General features: G+C 70.9%; 16 protein-coding genes. 3 read left to right on the top strand and 13 right to left on the bottom strand.

The window, feature by feature from the left end; all coding sequences use genetic code 11:
- Positions 1-172: 172 nt before the first annotated feature.
- The 4 genes from LZ017_RS16285 to LZ017_RS16270 form a co-directional block, all read right to left on the bottom strand.
- Positions 173-847: a DsbA family protein gene (locus LZ017_RS16285; RefSeq protein WP_241397944.1), complete on the bottom strand. Its 675-nt coding sequence runs from the start codon at positions 845-847 to the stop codon at positions 173-175.
- 22 nt (positions 848-869) lie between these two features.
- Positions 870-1,862 carry a succinylglutamate desuccinylase/aspartoacylase family protein gene (locus LZ017_RS16280; protein WP_241397943.1) on the bottom strand — a complete coding sequence of 331 codons (993 nt, stop codon included), beginning with the start codon at positions 1,860-1,862 and terminating at the stop codon, positions 870-872.
- Positions 1,863-1,930: 68 nt separating this feature from the next.
- Positions 1,931-2,878: a DMT family transporter gene (locus LZ017_RS16275; RefSeq protein WP_241397942.1), complete on the bottom strand. Its 948-nt coding sequence runs from the start codon at positions 2,876-2,878 to the stop codon at positions 1,931-1,933.
- A 73-nt stretch (positions 2,879-2,951) separates the two neighbouring features.
- On the bottom strand, positions 2,952-4,271 hold the full coding sequence (locus LZ017_RS16270; RefSeq protein ID WP_241397941.1) for an aspartate aminotransferase family protein: 1,320 nt from the start codon (positions 4,269-4,271) through the stop codon (positions 2,952-2,954).
- A 137-nt stretch (positions 4,272-4,408) separates the two neighbouring features.
- Here LZ017_RS16270 and LZ017_RS16265 point away from each other — a divergent pair, with 137 nt between their 5' ends.
- Complete coding sequence (locus tag LZ017_RS16265; RefSeq protein WP_241397940.1) at positions 4,409-4,885, top strand: Lrp/AsnC family transcriptional regulator; 477 nt, start codon at positions 4,409-4,411, stop codon at positions 4,883-4,885.
- Positions 4,886-4,908: 23 nt separating this feature from the next.
- On the opposite strand, the gene LZ017_RS16260 is transcribed toward LZ017_RS16265, so the two are convergent.
- The 4 genes from LZ017_RS16260 to LZ017_RS16245 form a co-directional block, all read right to left on the bottom strand.
- The gene (locus tag LZ017_RS16260; RefSeq protein WP_241397939.1) at positions 4,909-5,070 is read right to left on the bottom strand and encodes a hypothetical protein; all 162 of its coding nucleotides are present in this window, start codon (positions 5,068-5,070) and stop codon (positions 4,909-4,911) included.
- A 101-nt stretch (positions 5,071-5,171) separates the two neighbouring features.
- A complete protein-coding gene (locus LZ017_RS16255) occupies positions 5,172-6,083 on the bottom strand; it encodes a DMT family transporter (RefSeq protein WP_241397938.1) in 912 nt (303 codons plus the stop codon).
- Positions 6,080-6,877: a ferritin-like domain-containing protein gene (locus tag LZ017_RS16250; protein ID WP_241397937.1), complete on the bottom strand. Its 798-nt coding sequence runs from the start codon at positions 6,875-6,877 to the stop codon at positions 6,080-6,082. Before LZ017_RS16250 ends, LZ017_RS16255 begins: the two co-directional genes overlap by 4 nt.
- Before the next feature lie 111 nt (positions 6,878-6,988).
- On the bottom strand, positions 6,989-7,954 hold the full coding sequence (locus LZ017_RS16245; protein ID WP_241397936.1) for a PEP-CTERM sorting domain-containing protein: 966 nt from the start codon (positions 7,952-7,954) through the stop codon (positions 6,989-6,991).
- A 325-nt stretch (positions 7,955-8,279) separates the two neighbouring features.
- On the opposite strand from LZ017_RS16245, the gene LZ017_RS16240 reads away from it, so the two are divergent.
- Both LZ017_RS16240 and LZ017_RS16235 read left to right on the top strand, forming a co-directional pair.
- Positions 8,280-8,816 carry a gamma carbonic anhydrase family protein gene (locus LZ017_RS16240; RefSeq protein WP_241397935.1) on the top strand — a complete coding sequence of 179 codons (537 nt, stop codon included), beginning with the start codon at positions 8,280-8,282 and terminating at the stop codon, positions 8,814-8,816.
- A gap of 27 nt (positions 8,817-8,843) precedes the next feature.
- The gene (locus LZ017_RS16235) at positions 8,844-9,794 is read left to right on the top strand and encodes an Hsp33 family molecular chaperone HslO (protein WP_241397934.1); all 951 of its coding nucleotides are present in this window, start codon (positions 8,844-8,846) and stop codon (positions 9,792-9,794) included.
- Positions 9,795-9,803: 9 nt separating this feature from the next.
- Here the strand turns inward: LZ017_RS16235 and LZ017_RS16230 are convergent, their stop codons facing one another.
- The 5 genes from LZ017_RS16230 to LZ017_RS16210 all read right to left on the bottom strand — a co-directional run bounded on the left by LZ017_RS16230 (position 9,804) and on the right by LZ017_RS16210 (position 15,368).
- A complete protein-coding gene (locus tag LZ017_RS16230) occupies positions 9,804-11,525 on the bottom strand; it encodes a bifunctional UDP-sugar hydrolase/5'-nucleotidase (RefSeq protein WP_241397933.1) in 1,722 nt (573 codons plus the stop codon).
- 81 nt (positions 11,526-11,606) lie between these two features.
- Entirely contained in the window at positions 11,607-12,458 is an 852-nt protein-coding gene (locus LZ017_RS16225) for a ChbG/HpnK family deacetylase (RefSeq protein ID WP_241397932.1), read from the bottom strand.
- On the bottom strand, positions 12,455-13,975 hold the full coding sequence (locus LZ017_RS16220; protein WP_241397931.1) for a glycosyltransferase family 39 protein: 1,521 nt from the start codon (positions 13,973-13,975) through the stop codon (positions 12,455-12,457). The genes LZ017_RS16225 and LZ017_RS16220 overlap by 4 nt, the downstream gene beginning before the upstream one ends.
- Positions 13,972-15,000: a glycosyltransferase family 2 protein gene (locus tag LZ017_RS16215; protein ID WP_241397930.1), complete on the bottom strand. Its 1,029-nt coding sequence runs from the start codon at positions 14,998-15,000 to the stop codon at positions 13,972-13,974. The genes LZ017_RS16220 and LZ017_RS16215 overlap by 4 nt, the downstream gene beginning before the upstream one ends.
- A complete protein-coding gene (locus tag LZ017_RS16210; RefSeq protein WP_241397929.1) occupies positions 14,997-15,368 on the bottom strand; it encodes a GtrA family protein in 372 nt (123 codons plus the stop codon). The genes LZ017_RS16215 and LZ017_RS16210 overlap by 4 nt, the downstream gene beginning before the upstream one ends.
- Positions 15,369-15,384 lie beyond the last annotated feature (16 nt).

The following is a 15,384-nucleotide window of genomic DNA, read 5'->3' as shown; positions in this document are numbered from 1 at the left end:
CCCCGGCGTTCCTGCCCACCCGGAGGCGGATGCAAACGGCGGGGCCGGGGGGCGCGCTCTGGCCAAAAGAAAACGGGGCCGGCACGCCATGCGTGGGCCCCGGATCAACGGGAAGGATTGTCTCTCAAGCAGGGCACGGGCAATCCCGGCCTTGCCGGATCAGCGCGGAAATTCAGCCCTGCGCCGTGCCGGCGGCTTCCTGCGCGATCTGGCGCAGCGCCTGCTCGAAAGCCTCGGGCGGCTGCCCGCCCTGGATCAGGTAGCGCCCGTCGATCACGATGGCGGGCACCGAGCTGATGCCCTTGGCATGCCAGTCGGACTCGGCGTCCAGCACCTCGTCGGCGAACTGGCGCTGGTCGAACACCTGGGCCGCGGCCTGCACGTCCAGCCCGGCGCGCTGCACCGCGTCCAGGATCACGGCGCGGTCGCCGGGGTTGCGGCCTTCGGTGAAATAGCAGGTCAGCAGCGCCATCTTCAGGTCGCGCTGGGCCTGCGAGCCCTGCAGGCCGGCCCAGTGCAGCAGCCGGTGGGCGTCGAAGGTGTTGTAGATGCGGTCGCGCGCGCCCTTGGTGAACACGAAGCCCAGCGCCTCGCCGCGCTGGCGTATGGTTTCGCGGATCTGCTCGCGCTGGGCCGGCGTGGAGCCGTATTTGCGCGTCAGGTGCTCCTCGATCTCCTCGCCTTCGGGCGGCATTTGCGGGTTCAGTTCGAAGGGCTGGAAATGCAGCTCGACCTTCAGCTCGGGCAGGCGCGCCAGCGCCTGTTCCAGAGACTTCAGGCCGATCGCGCACCAGGGGCAGACCACGTCGGAGACGAAGTCGATTCGCAGGGGGGCGGGGGTCGTCATGCGGGGCACTGTAGCGCGTCGCTCAACCCAGTTGGCGGTCGCTGGGCTTTGCCAGGTAGAACCACTCGTGGCCGGGTTGCGCCTTGTCGTTGGGGAAGACGATGCGGCCATCGGCCGGCGCCAGCACCGGGCTGCCGTCCGCGCGCGTGCCGATGCGCTGGCCCTGGACCACGGGGTCGAAGCTGGCCCATTGGCGCTCGAAGCGGTCGTCGGCATGGTCGCGGTCGATCACCTCGTACAGCTGCAGCAGCTCCACCGGCCGCGCCGGGTCGGCCGGCTCCACGCAGCCGGGCGCCACCAGGCCCAGCAGCACCAGGGTGCGCAGGATGGCCCGGAAGGCGACCTCGGGGGCCGCCGGGTCGGCATGCTGGCCACATTCCAGCGTGATGCAGTAGCCGCCCTGGGCGCGCATGTACTCGGTCGTGCCCACGCCGTAGTGCGGGTCCTGCTGCAGCGCCTGGCGGCGCGAGCCGTCGCCGCTTTTCTCGGCGCGGCGCTTGAGTCCCAGCGCATAGGTGGAGAGCCAGCCCTCGACGATGCGCTGCGTGCCCACCGCCAGCGCCAGCTGGCCCTCGGCCTTCTCGTGGCGGAAGGGTTCCAGATCGCCGTCGTTGTCGCGCGGGCCCAGCATCGCGAACGCGGGGCCGGGGTTGTTGAAACTGTGCAAGTCCAGCAGCACGTCGCTGGCCGCCAGCCAGGGGCAGAGCTGGTTGGCGACGCGGTCCTCGAAGTCCTGCGGGATGGGGTTCACGCGCAGATTGCGGTTCAGGTTGCGCTCGCCCTCGCGGCGCTGCAGGCGGTGGGCCAGCGGGTTGACGATGGGAATCATCGTCAGCGTGCCCTTGAGCAGGGTCAGCTCGCCGCGGTCCAGCAGATCCATCACGCGCTGGATCGCGCCGACGCCGGCCACCTCGTTGCCATGCACGGCGCCCGTCACCAGCAGGCGCGGGCCGGGCTTCAGGCCGGCGAACTGGTGGATGCGCAGATGGGTGGGGTGGTCGGTCGTCGCGGACATGGTCGGTTCTTGCGGTTCGTGGGAGGCGAAACCGCGATGCTAGGGCATGGCGGCCGTCGCCGCCCCGCTCAGCCCATCACTTTTGCGTGGCCGCCCATCGCCTGGGGCGCGCCGCGCCGATCGGGCCAGGTGGCCAGCAGCACGCCGGCCAGCGCCAACGCATAGGCCAGGGCCTGCACCGGCGTGATGCGCTCGCCCAGAAACACCAGCCCCACCAGCGCGGTGGCCAGTGGCAGGAACACCATGAAGACCCCGGCCCGCGACGCGGCGACCTGCTGCAGCCCGCGCATCCACAGCCAGACCGTGACCATGCTGGCCGCCGCGGCGTAGAAGCCCAGCAAGCCCCAGAGGCCAGGGCGCACCGCGCCGAAGTCGAATTGCAGCGCCTGCCACAGGCCCAGTGGCGTGACCAGCACCAGCCCCCACAGGTTGATCAGCGCACTGATGCGTCGCGGGGTCAGGTCTTGCGTCAGCTTCTTGCCGATGACCACGTAGCTCGCCTCGCAGAACACCGCGGCCAGCAGCAGCGCCAGCCCCCAGGGGCTGCCGCCGGTGGCGCTGCCGTCGTGGCGCTGCAGCGCCACCAGCCCGATGCCGCCCACCGCCAGCGCGATGCCGGCCAGCACGCGCCCGGCGATGCGCTCGCGCAGCAGCAGCCAGCTCAGCAGCGCCACGGCCGCCGGGATACCCGCCATCACCACGCCGGCGACCACGGCGGAGCTCTGGCGCAGTCCGAAGAGCAGGCAGATGGAGAAGAGGAAGTTACCGATGAAGGATTCCAGGAACAGCAGCCCGCGCGTGCGCGGCGCCAGCGGCGTGGCGCCGCGCGGCGCGCGCAGCCAGCCGGCCATCAGCACCGCGGCGATGCCAAAGCGCAGCCAGGCCAGCAGAAAGACCGGGAACACCGCCACCAGCAGCTTGGACAGGCCGACGTAGCTGCCCACCAGGCTGGTGCTGGCGGCCAGGCAGCCATAGGCCAGCCAGGGGATGGTCGGGGTGGGGTGGGACGACGTCATGGGCGCGCATCATGCCTCAGCCCCGGCCGCCTCCCGCCCGGGAGGGCCGCCCCGGCCGGGCGGGTAGGGGAACTCAGGCCAGGCGGCGCAGTGCCGTGCGCAGGGACTCGACCATGCGCTGCAGCTCGTCGGCGCTGGCGATCAGCGGTGGCGACAGCGCGATGGTGTCGCCCGTGGTGCGGATCAGCACGCCCTGTTCCCAGCAGTCCAGGAAGACATCGAAGGCGCGCTTGGTCGGCTCGCCGGGTCTCGGGCTGAGCTCGACGCCGCCGACCAGGCCGATGTTGCGCACGTCGATCACATGCGGCTCGCCGCGCAGCGAATGCAGCATCTCGGCGAAGGCCGGCTGCAGTTCGCTGGCGCGCGTCAGCAGCCCCTCCTCGGCATAGGTGTCCAGCGTCGCCAGGCCGGCCGCGCAGGCCAGCGGATGGGCCGAGTAGGTGTAGCCGTGGAAGAACTCGATCAGATGCTCGGGGCCCTGCATGAAGGCCGCGTGCACGTGTTCACTGGCGATGACCGCGCCCATGGGCACGCAGCCATTGGTCAGGCCCTTGGCCACCGTCATCAGGTCGGGCGTGACGCCGAAGGTCTGGGCTGCGAAGGCCTGGCCGGTGCGGCCGAAGCCGGTGATGACCTCGTCGAAGATCAGCAGGATGCCGTGGCGGTCGCAGATCTCGCGCAGGCGCTGCAGATAGCCCTGCGGCGGCACCAGCACGCCAGTGGAGCCGGCCACCGGTTCGACGATCACTGCGGCGATGGTGGAGGCGTCGTGCAGCGTGACCAGGCGCTCCAGCTCGTCGGCGAACTCGGCGCCATGCGCCGGCTGCCCCTGGCTGAAAGCGTTGCGGGCCGGATCGTGGGTGTGGCGGATGTGGTCCACACCGGCCAGCAGCGCGCCGAACATCTTGCGGTTGGCCACCATGCCGCCCACCGAGATGCCGCCGAAGTTGACACCGTGGTAGCCGCGCTCGCGGCCGATCAACCGGGTGCGCTGGCCGTCGCCGCGCGCGCGGTGGTAGGCCAGCGCGATCTTCAGCGCCGTCTCCACCGACTCCGAGCCGGAATTCGTGAAGAAGACCTTGTTCATGCCCGCCGGGCTGATGTCGGCCAGGCGCGTGGCCAGCTCGAAGGCTTTGGGATGGCCCATCTGGAAGGGCGGCGCGAAGTCCAGCTCCGCGGCCTGCTGCTGGATGGCCTGCACGATGCGCGGCCGGTTGTGGCCGGCGTTGACGCACCACAGGCCGGCGATCCCGTCCAGCACCTGGCGGCCGCGGTCGTCGGTGAAGTACATGCCATCGGCACGGGTCAGCAGGCGCGGCGATTTCTTGAACTGGCGGTTGGCCGTGAACGGCATCCAGTAGGCGTCCAGCGCGGCGTCATGGGGGGTGGTCATGGGAGCTCCAGCGGCGATGAGTGCGCTGAAGTCTAGGCAAAGCGGCGCGCAATCGGGCGGCGTTGTGCCAGGGCGGAGGCGGTCGATTTGCAATCCAGGCGCGCCAACCCGAATCGATCTGACGCAGAATTGCGCCCATGACGAACGCCGTGCAACTGGATGCGATTGACCGCGCCATCCTGACCCATTTGCAGCAGGACGCCCGCATCGCCAACCAGGACCTGGCCCAGCGTGTGCACCTGTCGCCGTCGGCCTGCCTGCGCCGCGTCAAGCGGCTGGAGGAGTCGGGGGTGGTGGACCGCGTGGTGGCGCTGCTCAACCCCAAGGCCATCGGACGGCCCGGTACCAGCTACACCATCGTCAACGTGGAACGCATGACGCCCGCGGCGCTGGCGGCCTTCGAGCAGGCGGTGAAGGACGCGCCGGAGATCCTGGACTGCTTCTACGTGGCCGGCAGCAACGACTACCTGCTGCGCTTTGCCTACCGCGACGCCGAGGACCTGGAGCGCTTCCACAGCCAGGTCCTGATGCAGCTGCCGGGCGTGGCCCGGGCCAATTCCATGCTGGTGCTGCGCACCGTGAAGAAAACCAGCGCGTTTCCGCTGGAAGACTGAGGCCCGGTTCGGCCCCGGGGCGCTCAGGCACCCAGCACGGCCAGCAGCGCGGTCAGCCCGAAGCCGGCGATGATCAGCGCGAAGGCCACCGGCTCGACCCGGGTGGCACGCGGCGGCTGGGCCGCCACGCTGTTCAGCTGCAGGTAGCGCTGCGAGGTGGCGATGAAGTGGGGCAGTTGGCTCATGGGGTTTCCTTTCCTGACGTGTTGTTATCGCGGGCAGTCGGTGCTGCGTTGCGATGGACTGTGCCAGGACTAAGTGAAAACCCTATGACATAGGGCAAACCCTAGGTTTGCGCGTGCGACGTGGCGCGGGCGGGGCGCAGGGCCTGCCACATGGGCAGCAACTGCACCAGCAGCATGCTGCCCAGGATCAGGCCGCAGCCCAGCAGGCCCAGCGGCGCCAGGCGGTCGCCCATCAGGAAGTAGCCGAACAGTGCGCTGAACAGGGTTTCGGAGCTGAGGATGATGGCGGCGTCGGCCGCATGCGCATGGCGCTGCGCCACGACCTGGGCCGTGAAGGCCACGCCCACCGACATCACACCGGTGTACAGCAGCGGCCAGGCCGCGGCGCGCAGACCCGCCAGGCTCCAAGGTTCGAAGGCCAGGGCCCACAGCAGCGCGACCAGGCCGCAGACCAGGAACTGTCCGCCCGCCACCGCGAAGGGCGAGGCCAGGCGGTCGGCGACGCGGCCGACCAGCAGCACATGGACCGCCCACGGCAGCGCGGATGCAATTACCCAGGCATCGCCCAGCCCCACCTGAAGCTCGTGCGCCCCCGACAGCAGGAAGGCGCCCACCAGGCAGGCGAGCGCGCCGGGCCAGACCGACCAGTGCGGCACATGGCGCAGCAGCAGCCAGCCCAGCACCGGCACCAGCGGCACGTACAGCGCGGTCAGGAAGCCGGCGTTGGTCACGGTCGTGTACTTGATGCCGACCTGCTGCAGCGCGGCGCCCAGCAGCAGCAGCAGGCCCAGCCCGGCGATCTTTCCACCGTCGGCGCGGCGCAGCGGGCGCGCGTCCGGACGGCGTCGTTCGAGCACGATCAAGGGCAGCACGACCAGCGCGCCGATGAGGAAGCGCACGCCGGTGAACATCATGGGGCCGACGTCGGCCATGCCGTGGCTCTGCGCCACGAAGGCGGAGCCCCAGATCATCGCGATCACGGTCAGCAGCAGGTTGGCTTGGATGCGGGTCATCGGAACTCGGCGGACAGGTAGGCGATTTCCTCGGGGCTGAAGCCGGCCGCTTCGCGGGCCTCGAGGTTGAAGGGGGCGCGCAGGCGTGGCGCTTCATAGCGCCGCACCAGCTCCGGGTAAAGCGCCAGCGGGTCCAGCCCGCGCTCGCGGCACAGGTGGCGGTACCAGCGATTGCCGATGCGCACGTGGCCGACCTCGTCGCGCAAGATCACGTCCAGGATTTCGACGGCGCGTGCGTCGCCGGCGCGCGCCAGCTTGGCCTGCAGCGGCGGCGTGGCGTCCAGGCCGCGCGCCTCCAGCGTGCGCGGCACCAGCGCCATGCGCGCCAGCACGTCGCCTTCGGTGCGGCGCGCCATGGCCCACAGGCCGTCGTGCGCGTCGTAATCGCCATAGTGCTTGCCCAGCAGGGCCAGGTGTTCGGTGAGCAGGCCGAAGTGCAGCGCTTCCTCGGCGGCCACTTGCAGCCAGTCGCGGTAGAAGTCCTCCGGCATGCCGGGGAAGCGCCAGACGGCGTCCAGCGCCAGGTTGATCGCGTTGAACTCAATGTGCGCGATGGCATGCAGCAGCGCGGCGCGGCCCTCGGTCGTGAAGGGCGAGCGCGACGGCACCTGCACCGCCGTCACCAGGCGCGGCAGGGCAGGCCGGCCCGGCAGGCCATCCGGTTCATCGAGGCGGATCGTGGGGTCGAGGCGCAGGCCCTGCATCAGCGCTGCCTGCAGCTCGCGCGCCTGCGCGGCCTTCTCGGCGGGGGCTGTGACTCGCAGAATGGCCAGCGCGCGTTGGCGGGCTTCCATCGGGCCGCATTGTGCCTTGCGCCGGCCGACGTTCTCCGACCCACGGTCGCGCCCATGAAGAAGGCCCGCGCGGAGGCGGGCCTTGCTGGAGGCGGTGGACGCCGCGTGGGTTCAGCGGCCGCTGCGGCGGCGCCGTGCCAGGCCGGCGCCCAGCAGGGCCAGGCCCGCCAGGCCCAGCGTCGCCGGCTCGGGCACCTGGTTGGGCGGCGTGCGCTCATTGGAGATCAGGAACAGCTGCTCGTAGCCGTTGTCGATCATCACGCTGTCGCAGGTGCCGCCCCAGGCCGTGGCGCTGATGCAGCCCAGCCGCAGGTCCATGTGCAGCGTGTAGTTGGACAGCACGTTGTCCGACTGGGCGAACAGGGTGTCCAGCCACTGGTTCAGCAGTGGCAAATCGGCGGCGTAGGCCACATGGTCGGCGCCCAGGTTGTGGTTGACGCCGTTCACGTTGCCACCCGACAGCACGTAATCGGTGCTCGCGAAGCCGGTGCTGGGCGTCGTGACATTGCCGGGGTTGTAGATCGTCGCATCGCCCAGCGGCGTGCCGCCGGCGCCATAGGCGGCGCCCTGGTTGCTCAGGTAGAGGTAGCGGTTGTTGTAGACGCCGCCGTTGGGGTCGGTCAGCCAGACCTTGCCCCAGATGGCCAGGCTCTGGTCCGCACCCGTGTCGTTGTTGTTGAACATGAACAGCGCGGTGCCGCCGTTCAGATAGGACTTCAGCGACAGCAGGTTGGCATCCCAGCTGTTGGCATCGTTGTTGGCAATGCCGGACTTGTTGCCCGGATTGCCGAGGTTCACCGAGCCATTGATGCTGGAGTACAGGACATTGGGGCCGGGCGCGCCATAGGCGTTGTCGAAGCCCGCGGCGTTGGTGTTGACGTCCTGGCCACCCGCACCGGTGTAGATCACCACGGAATCCTTGATCTGTCCGGGCGTCGACGCATAGTCGATGCCCGCCAGCGGCAGCGAGTAGGAGTTGGTGTTGCCGTAGGTGAAGTAGCCGGTGTTGGCCAGATCGATCACCGGGGCGGCCTGGGCGGAAAGAGCGCTCACGGCCAGGGCCAGAGCGGACAGCATGCGGGTCTTCACGACATTCTCCTTGCGAGCCTTCCTGGCGGACAACCAAGCTTGGGGGCTCGTGCTTGATGTCAAGCAATACCCGTGCCTAATTCGAGTTTCTTGATCGTTTGGCGCACATCTTTAGAGGGGAGGCCGTGGACCAGCGAGGAGGAGCGATGCCGCCTTGGGGCCCGGTCCACCGTATTTTTGTCAAGTTTCCCGACAGCGGGTTGGCCCTTGCCTTGTCGGCGGTGGGACATTCGCCGCCGACCCCACGGCGCGGGGCGGCGGCATCGCGGAGAATGCGGCCCTTTCAATCCGCGCAGTCGAAAGGACGGACGGGATGGCGATCTACAAACTGGGCGAGCATGTGCCCGAGCTGGCGGACGGCGTCTGGGTGGCCGAGAGCGCCCAGGTCGTGGGCCGGGTCACGCTGGAGGAGGATGTCAGCATCTGGTTCAACGCCGTGCTGCGCGGCGACAGCGACCACCTCCACATCGGCGCCGGAAGCAACATCCAGGACGGCAGTGTGCTGCATGCCGACACCGGCTTCCCGCTGAGGCTGGGCCGCCACGTGACCGTGGGCCACCAGGTGATGTTGCACGGCTGTACCGTGGGCGACAACGCGCTGATCGGCATCGGCGCGGTCGTGCTCAATGGTGCGCGCATCGGGGCAAACTGCCTGGTCGGTGCCGGTTCGCTGGTGACCGAGGGCAAGGAGTTTCCGGACGGCAGCCTGATCATGGGCAGCCCGGCCAAGGTGGTGCGCCCGCTGACGCCCGAACAGATCGCCGGCCTGGCCGCCAGTGCCGCCCACTATGTGAGCAATGGCCGGCGCTATGCCGCCGACCTGGAACGTATCGACGGCGACAACGAATGAGTGATTTGAGTACGAGGAAGAATGTCCATGAGTGAACTGCACAAGTTCCTGTTCCAGGGCTTGCCGGTGCGCGGCATGCTGGTGCGGCTGGAAGAAGGCTGGCGCGAGCTGCTGAGCCGCCGCCAGGAGGCGCTGCCCCCGGCCCTGCAGTCGCTGTTGGGCGAGATGACCGCGGCCGCGGTGCTGATGCAGTCCAACATCAAGTTCAATGGCGCGCTGGTCTTCCAGGTGCTGGGCGACGGTCCGCTGAAGCTGGCCGTGGCCGAGGTGCAGCACGATCTGAGCTTCCGCGCCACGCTGAAGGCGCGCGGCGAGCTGCCCGCCGAGGGCGACCTGCAGGCGCTGATGAACGCGCACGGCCAGGGCCGTTGCGCGATCACGCTGGACCCCAAGGACCGGCTGCCCGGCCAGCAGCCCTACCAGGGCGTGGTGCCGCTGCAGGACGCGCAGGGCCAGGGCCTGCCGACGCTGGCCGAGGTGCTGCAGCACTACATGCGCCAGTCCGAGCAGCTGGAGACCACGCTGGTGCTGGCGGCCAACGAACAGCTGGCCGCGGGGCTGCTGATCCAGCGCCTGCCGCTGGAGGGCGAGGCCAATCTGGAAGGGCAGTCCAGCGCACGGCGCGAGGAACTGGAGGACGCCTACCACCGCATCAGCATGCTGGCGTCCACGCTCAAGCCCGAGGAGCTGCTCAGCCTGGACGCGGAAACCGTGCTGCGCCGCCTGTTCTGGCAGGAGTCGCTGCAGCGCTTCGAGCCGCTGCGTCCGCGCTTTGCCTGCACCTGCTCGCGCGAGCGCGTGGGCAACATGCTGCTGGGGCTGGGCCGCGCCGAGGTGGACGAAGTGGTGGCCGAACTCGGCGGCGTGGAGATCGGCTGCGAGTTCTGCGGCACCCTGTATCACTTCGACGCGGTGGACGTCGGCGAGCTGTTCACCGCGCCGGCGCAGCAGACGCCGGGCAGCGGCAGCCTGCAGTAGGGCGGGCGCTCAGCGGCGCCGCACGCGGTCCAGGCTGCTGGGCTGCAGCGGCCCGGGCTGGGCCTTCACGAAGGCTTCCAGCGCGTCCACGTCGCGCGGGCCGATCACCGCGGCCTGGCCCTGGGTCAGGGTGGCGTAGCCGTCGCCTCCGGCCTGCAGGAAGGCGTTGATCGCGACCCGGTAGCGGCGCTCGGCGCGCAGCGGCTCGCCGTTCAGCGTGACACTGTCGGGCAGTACGCGCTGGCCCACCGGGCGCGCCGGGTCCCAGGTGTAGGCGAAGCCGCGCGACACCTGCAGCGGACGGAACTTGGGCTGCCCCCGCCATTGCTCCTCGAGCACCTGCAGCAGCTGCGCGCCGCTGAGTTCCACCGTGACCAGCGCATTGCCAAAGGGCAGCGCGGCGAACAGGTCGCCATAGCTCACCGAGCCATCGCCCTGCAGCACGAGGCCGGTGCGCACGCCGCCGATGTTGGTCAGGGCCAGCTCGGCAGCGCCCTGGTCGGCGGGCGCGGTGGCGGCCAGCATGGCGTCGGCCACCAGCTGGCCCATGGCCGTGCCGCCTCCGGGGCTGCGCGTCTCGTCGCGGTCGAAGCTGGCCGCGATGCGGCCCACATGGCGGTGGATCAGCGGCCCGGCGACCTGCTGGTACCCGGCGATCAGTGCGGTCTGCTGCGCATCCTTGGCGAAGCGGTCGTGCTGCACGATCACATTGCCGGCGCTGACGCTGCGCACGTCGCCGCTGCGGCGGTCCAGCTCGACGTCGATCTCGCTGACCAGGGTGCCGAACTTGTCGCCGCTGGTCACCAGCCGGCCGGCGATGCGGCAGACATAGGCGCGGTGGGTGTGACCGGAGATCACCAGGTCCACCGCCGGGTCCAGGCGCTCGACGATGTCGACGATGGGGCCGGAGATGCCGGGGCATTCATTGTGGCCGCCGGTGGGGTAGCCACCCTCGTGGATCAGCACCGCGATCGCCTGCACGCCCTGGCGCTGCAGCTCGGGAACGAGGCGGTTGACGGTCTGGACCTCGTCCTCGAAGCGCAGGCCGCGCACGCCGCTGGGGCTGACCAGGCCCGGCGTGCCCTTGAGCGTCAGCCCGATGAAGGCCATGGGCACGCCGTCGAAGCGCTTGATCGCATAGGCGGGGAAAACGGTCTGGCCGTTGCGTTCGTCCACCGTGCTGGCCGCCAGGTAGCGGTAGCGGGCTCCCTCGAAGGGCTTGGGGCCCTTGCAGCCATCGCCAGGATGGCAGCCGCCGTTCTGCTTGCGCTGCAGCTCGGCCAGGCCTTCGTCGAACTCGTGGTTGCCCACCGCGCTCAGCTCCAGGCCCATCAGCCCCAGGGCCTCGATGGTCGGCTCGTCATGGAAGAGCGCCGACAGCAGCGGGCTGGCGCCGACCAGGTCGCCCGCGGCGACGAACACATGGTGGGGATTCTTGGCACGCAGCGATTGCACCGCGCTGGCCAGGTATTCCGCGCCCCCGGCCTGCACCTGCAGCGTCTCGCCCGGCCGCGCGGGGTCGGCGATGCGGATGCCGCCGGCGGGCGGCAGCAGATTGCCGTGGAAGTCGTTGATGGCCAGCACCTTGACGCGCACCGGCGCTTCGTTCGTTGGCGAACTGGGTGCCTGGCCGGGCGTTGCGCAGCCGGCGAGCAGGGCGGTGGCCAGCGCGAGCGCTGGCAGGGCACGAGGCAGCCGCGGCAGCGCGCGGCGGAAACCGGGATGGATCATGGGGTCGCCGGCCCCGCATGCGGGGCCTCGGGGGTGGTCAACGGAAACCCTGGACGGGGGCAGCCCATGAATATAAACGCCCTAGCGCAACGCGCTCAGCGGGCGGGGCACCAGACCGCGGGCCTCGAGCCGGCGCAGCAGGCCGGGGTCGGACAGCACGCCGTACTCGCGCAGCCGTGCCGCGGCGATCGCATCGCCGGGGGCGGGTCGCGAGGCCGGGTGGCACATCAGCAGCGTGGCGGGGCCGACACGGTCCAGCCAGCGCTGCAGCCGGGCCTCGTAGTCGGCGGCGCTGCCGTCGAAGGGGTAGACGCCGAGCATGTCGGCGTTCTGGCGCAATCCCTGGCGCGCGCAGGCGCGCTGCAGCGCCCGGCTGCCCAGCGCGGCGATGACGCGGTGCTTGCGGTCGTCGCTGTCGTTCCAGCGCCCGCCCAGCGCCGGGCGGGTGTTGCGTATCCAGGGGCCCGGCGCCGATCCGCCGCGGCGCGCCAGCGCCTGCAGCAGCAGTTCGCGCACCCCGGGCAGTTGGTGGACATGCTGATGCCCGTCGACGAAGGCGGGCGGCAGTCCGGCCGCGGCCTCGAAGGCGTCCAGCTGCTGTTCGATGCTGGCGGCCAGCGCCGCGCGGTCGAGCCGGCCCAGATAGGCGCGCGCGATCAGCCGCCCCAGCGGGTGGCGCACCGTGTCGGCGGCGAACTCGGTCAGGTCCAGGTGCAGGCCCAGGTCGCAGCGGCCCCGCGCCAAATCGGCCAGCGCGCGCGCATCGCGGGCCCAGCACGGGCCCAGGCTCATGCAGGACACGGCCGTCAGCAGGCCGCGCTCGACCAGGCGCAGGATGGCGTCGTCGACCCCGTCGCTCATGCCGAAGTCGTCGGCACACAGGGTCAAGCTCGGGGTCAGGGTCGAGGTCGGGGGGGAGATGGCCGGGTTCATGGACGCATGGATTCTCGGTCCCCGGCTTGTACCAGCAACAGCGCCCAGCGGCCGTGGCGGCCCAGGTCGCGCACGACGCGCAGGCCGTGGGCGGGCAGCGCCTGCACCTCGTCCGCCGGCAGGGCCACCCGCGTCGGCGCCGCCGCGACGGCCGCGAGGGCGTCCAGCGAGGCCATCTCGCGCGCTTGGCCGCCGCTGTAGAACGACGCGGAGAAGGGCCGTTCGCCGACAAAGACCAGCGGCGCCGCGGCCGTTGCATCCATGGGGTCGGCGCGCCGGGCCTGCTGGTCGGCGCGGATCAACTGCCGTGCGCTGTGCGCATCGGTCCAGCGCGCGGTCGGCAGCAGGCAGGCCGCGGCCAGCACCAGCGCCATCAGTCCTAGCCCCCCGGCCAGCAACGCGTCGGCGCGCGCGGGCGGCTGGCGCTGCAGCCAGGTGGCGCCCCACAGCGCCAGCCCGGGCAGCGCCGGCAGCACATAGGGCGCGATGATGTTGCGCGCCGGCGTGAAGAACAGCAGTGGCGCCAGCGACCAGAGCACGACGAAGGCCGTCCAACCCCGCGCCGCGGGCGGGCCGGACCGCGATCCGGTGCCACGCCGGCGTGCCCAGGGCAGCAGCAGCGGCCAGGGCAGGCAGGCCAGCCCTGCGAACAACCAGATCGTGCCCACCGCCATCTGGTGCGCGCGGCCGTAGCGGTCGCCACCCCAGCCCGGCGTGACGAAACGATGCCAGTGTTCGCCGACGATGAAGTACTGCAGAAAGCCCGGCGTGCGCGCCTCCGCGGCCAGGTACCAGGGCGCGGCCAGCAGCAGCATCAGCGCCAGCCCGCGCAGCCAGGGCAGGCGCGCGACGGCGTCCCGCAGCCGGCCGCTCAGCGCCGCCCAGGGCAAGACCTGGATCAGCACCAGCACCGGCGCCAGCGGCCCCTTGGCCAGAAGGCCCAAGCCCAGCGCCACGAAGAAGCCCCAGCGGCCATACGTCGCGGCGCGGCCCGGGGCATGCAACGCGCACCAGAAGGCATGCAGGGCCGCCGTGATGCACAGCAGCAGCACCTCGTCCGTCATCACCGCGCCCGAGGCGACGACGAACATCAGCGAGCCGCCCAGCAGCGCCAGCGCGCGCCGCGCCGCCGTCGCACCGAGCACGCGGCGGGCGAGATCGCCGGTCAGCGCGGCCACCGCCAGCGAGCACAGTAGATGCGGCAGCCGGGCGCTGAATTCGCTGACCCCGAAGAGCTTGAAGCTCCAGGCGGTGAGCCAGAAGGACAGCGGCGGCTTGGCCCAGAAGGGCACGCCCGGCTCGTGCCAGGGCGTGATCCAGTCACACATCTCGGCCATCTTGCGCGCGATCTCGGCGTAGCGGGCCTCGGTGGTGTCCATTAGCGGCAGCGTGCCGGCCAGCACCAGGCGCAACACCAGCAACAACAGCAACAGCGGCAGCAGGGTGCGCGCCGCGCGCGACCGGGTGCCAGGTCTTGTCTGCGGCAGGGGGACCACGGGCGGCGGGGGCGGGCTCATCGGCCGGGCACCTGCACGGCGTGGGCCGGCTCGTAGGTGTCGATGATGAACAGCGGGCGCGCCTTGCTCTCGACGCTGAGCCGGCCGAGGTATTCCCCCAGCAGCCCGATGGCCATCAGCTGCAGGCCGCCCAGCATCAGCATCGCGACGATCAGCGTCGGAAAGCCCTGCACCGGGTCGCCGAACACCAGCGTGCGGGCGATGAAGTAGGCGCCGGCGGCGAAGGCCAGCACGGCGCTGATCATGCCCAGCTTGGAGGCCAGGCGCAGCGGCGCCACCGAGAACGCGGTGATGCCCTCGATCGCGAAGCGCCAGAGCTGGCGGAAATGCCATTTGGTCTCGCCGGCCACGCGCTCGGCGCAGTCGTATTCCAGCGTCACCTGGCGGAAGCCGATCCAGGCGAACAGCCCCTTCATGAAGCGGTTGCGCTCGGGCATCTGGTTCAGCGTGTCCACCGCGCGGCGGCTGAGCAGGCGGAAATCCCCGACGTCGGCCGGGATGGGCACGTCGCTGAGCCGGTTGATCAGGCGGTAGAAGCCGCCGGCGGCACGGCGCTTGAGCCAGGTCTCGTCGGCGCGGCTGCGGCGGCGCATGTTGACCACGTCCGCCCCGGCCTCGTAGGCGTGCAGCATCTCGGCGATGCTTTCGGGCGGGTGCTGCAGGTCGGCGTCCATCACGATGACCACCTGGCCCCGCGCGTGGGCCAGGCCCGCGGTCAGCGCGACCTCCTTGCCGAAGTTGCGGCTGAAATGCAGCCGGCTGACCCAGCGGCAGCCGCGCTGCAGCGCGGCGATCAGCGCGGCCGAGCCGTCGCGGCTGCCATCGTCCACATAGACGATCTCGAAGCGCTCGCCGAAGGGGGCGGGCAGGGCCCGCAGCGCGGCCAGCAGGCGCTGGTGCATCAGCGGCAGCGCCTGCTCCTCGTTGAACACCGGCACGACGACGCTGAGGGCGCAGGCGCCGCAGGGCTGCGTGGCGCCGGACGGTGCCGTGGCGCTGGCCGCGGGGACGACGGGTTCGATCATTGGAAACTCCAATGGCGGTTCAGCAGATAGCCCAGCACCAGCCCGCTGCCGGTGGCGAGGATCTGCCCGATCAGGTAGTGCAGCCCCAGCTGCTGCGCGCCGGCGACCAGGGCCGCGCTGAGCCCGGTGGTGAGCAGCGCGACGCTGGCGAAGCGCGGCAGCGCGCGGCGATGCGCCGCGCGCGCCGCGAAGGTGTAGCGGCGGTTGGCCAGATAGGCCACGGCAGCGCCCAATGCGGCCCCGGTGGCGGCGCCCCAGGCGGCTTCGCCGTGCGCCAGCTGCACCCAGCCCATCAGCCAGGCGTAGTGCACCGCGGTGGCCGCGCCGCCCACCGCGACATAGCGCCACCAACGGTTCGATCCGGGCACGGCCGGCCTGCTGCCC

The sequence above is a fragment of the Pelomonas sp. CA6 genome, from assembly GCF_022549225.1.
Lineage (GTDB): Bacteria > Pseudomonadota > Gammaproteobacteria > Burkholderiales > Burkholderiaceae_C > Roseateles.
The sequence above is the reverse complement of the archived record's forward strand: the minus strand, read 5'-3'. Positions and strand labels throughout refer to the sequence as shown.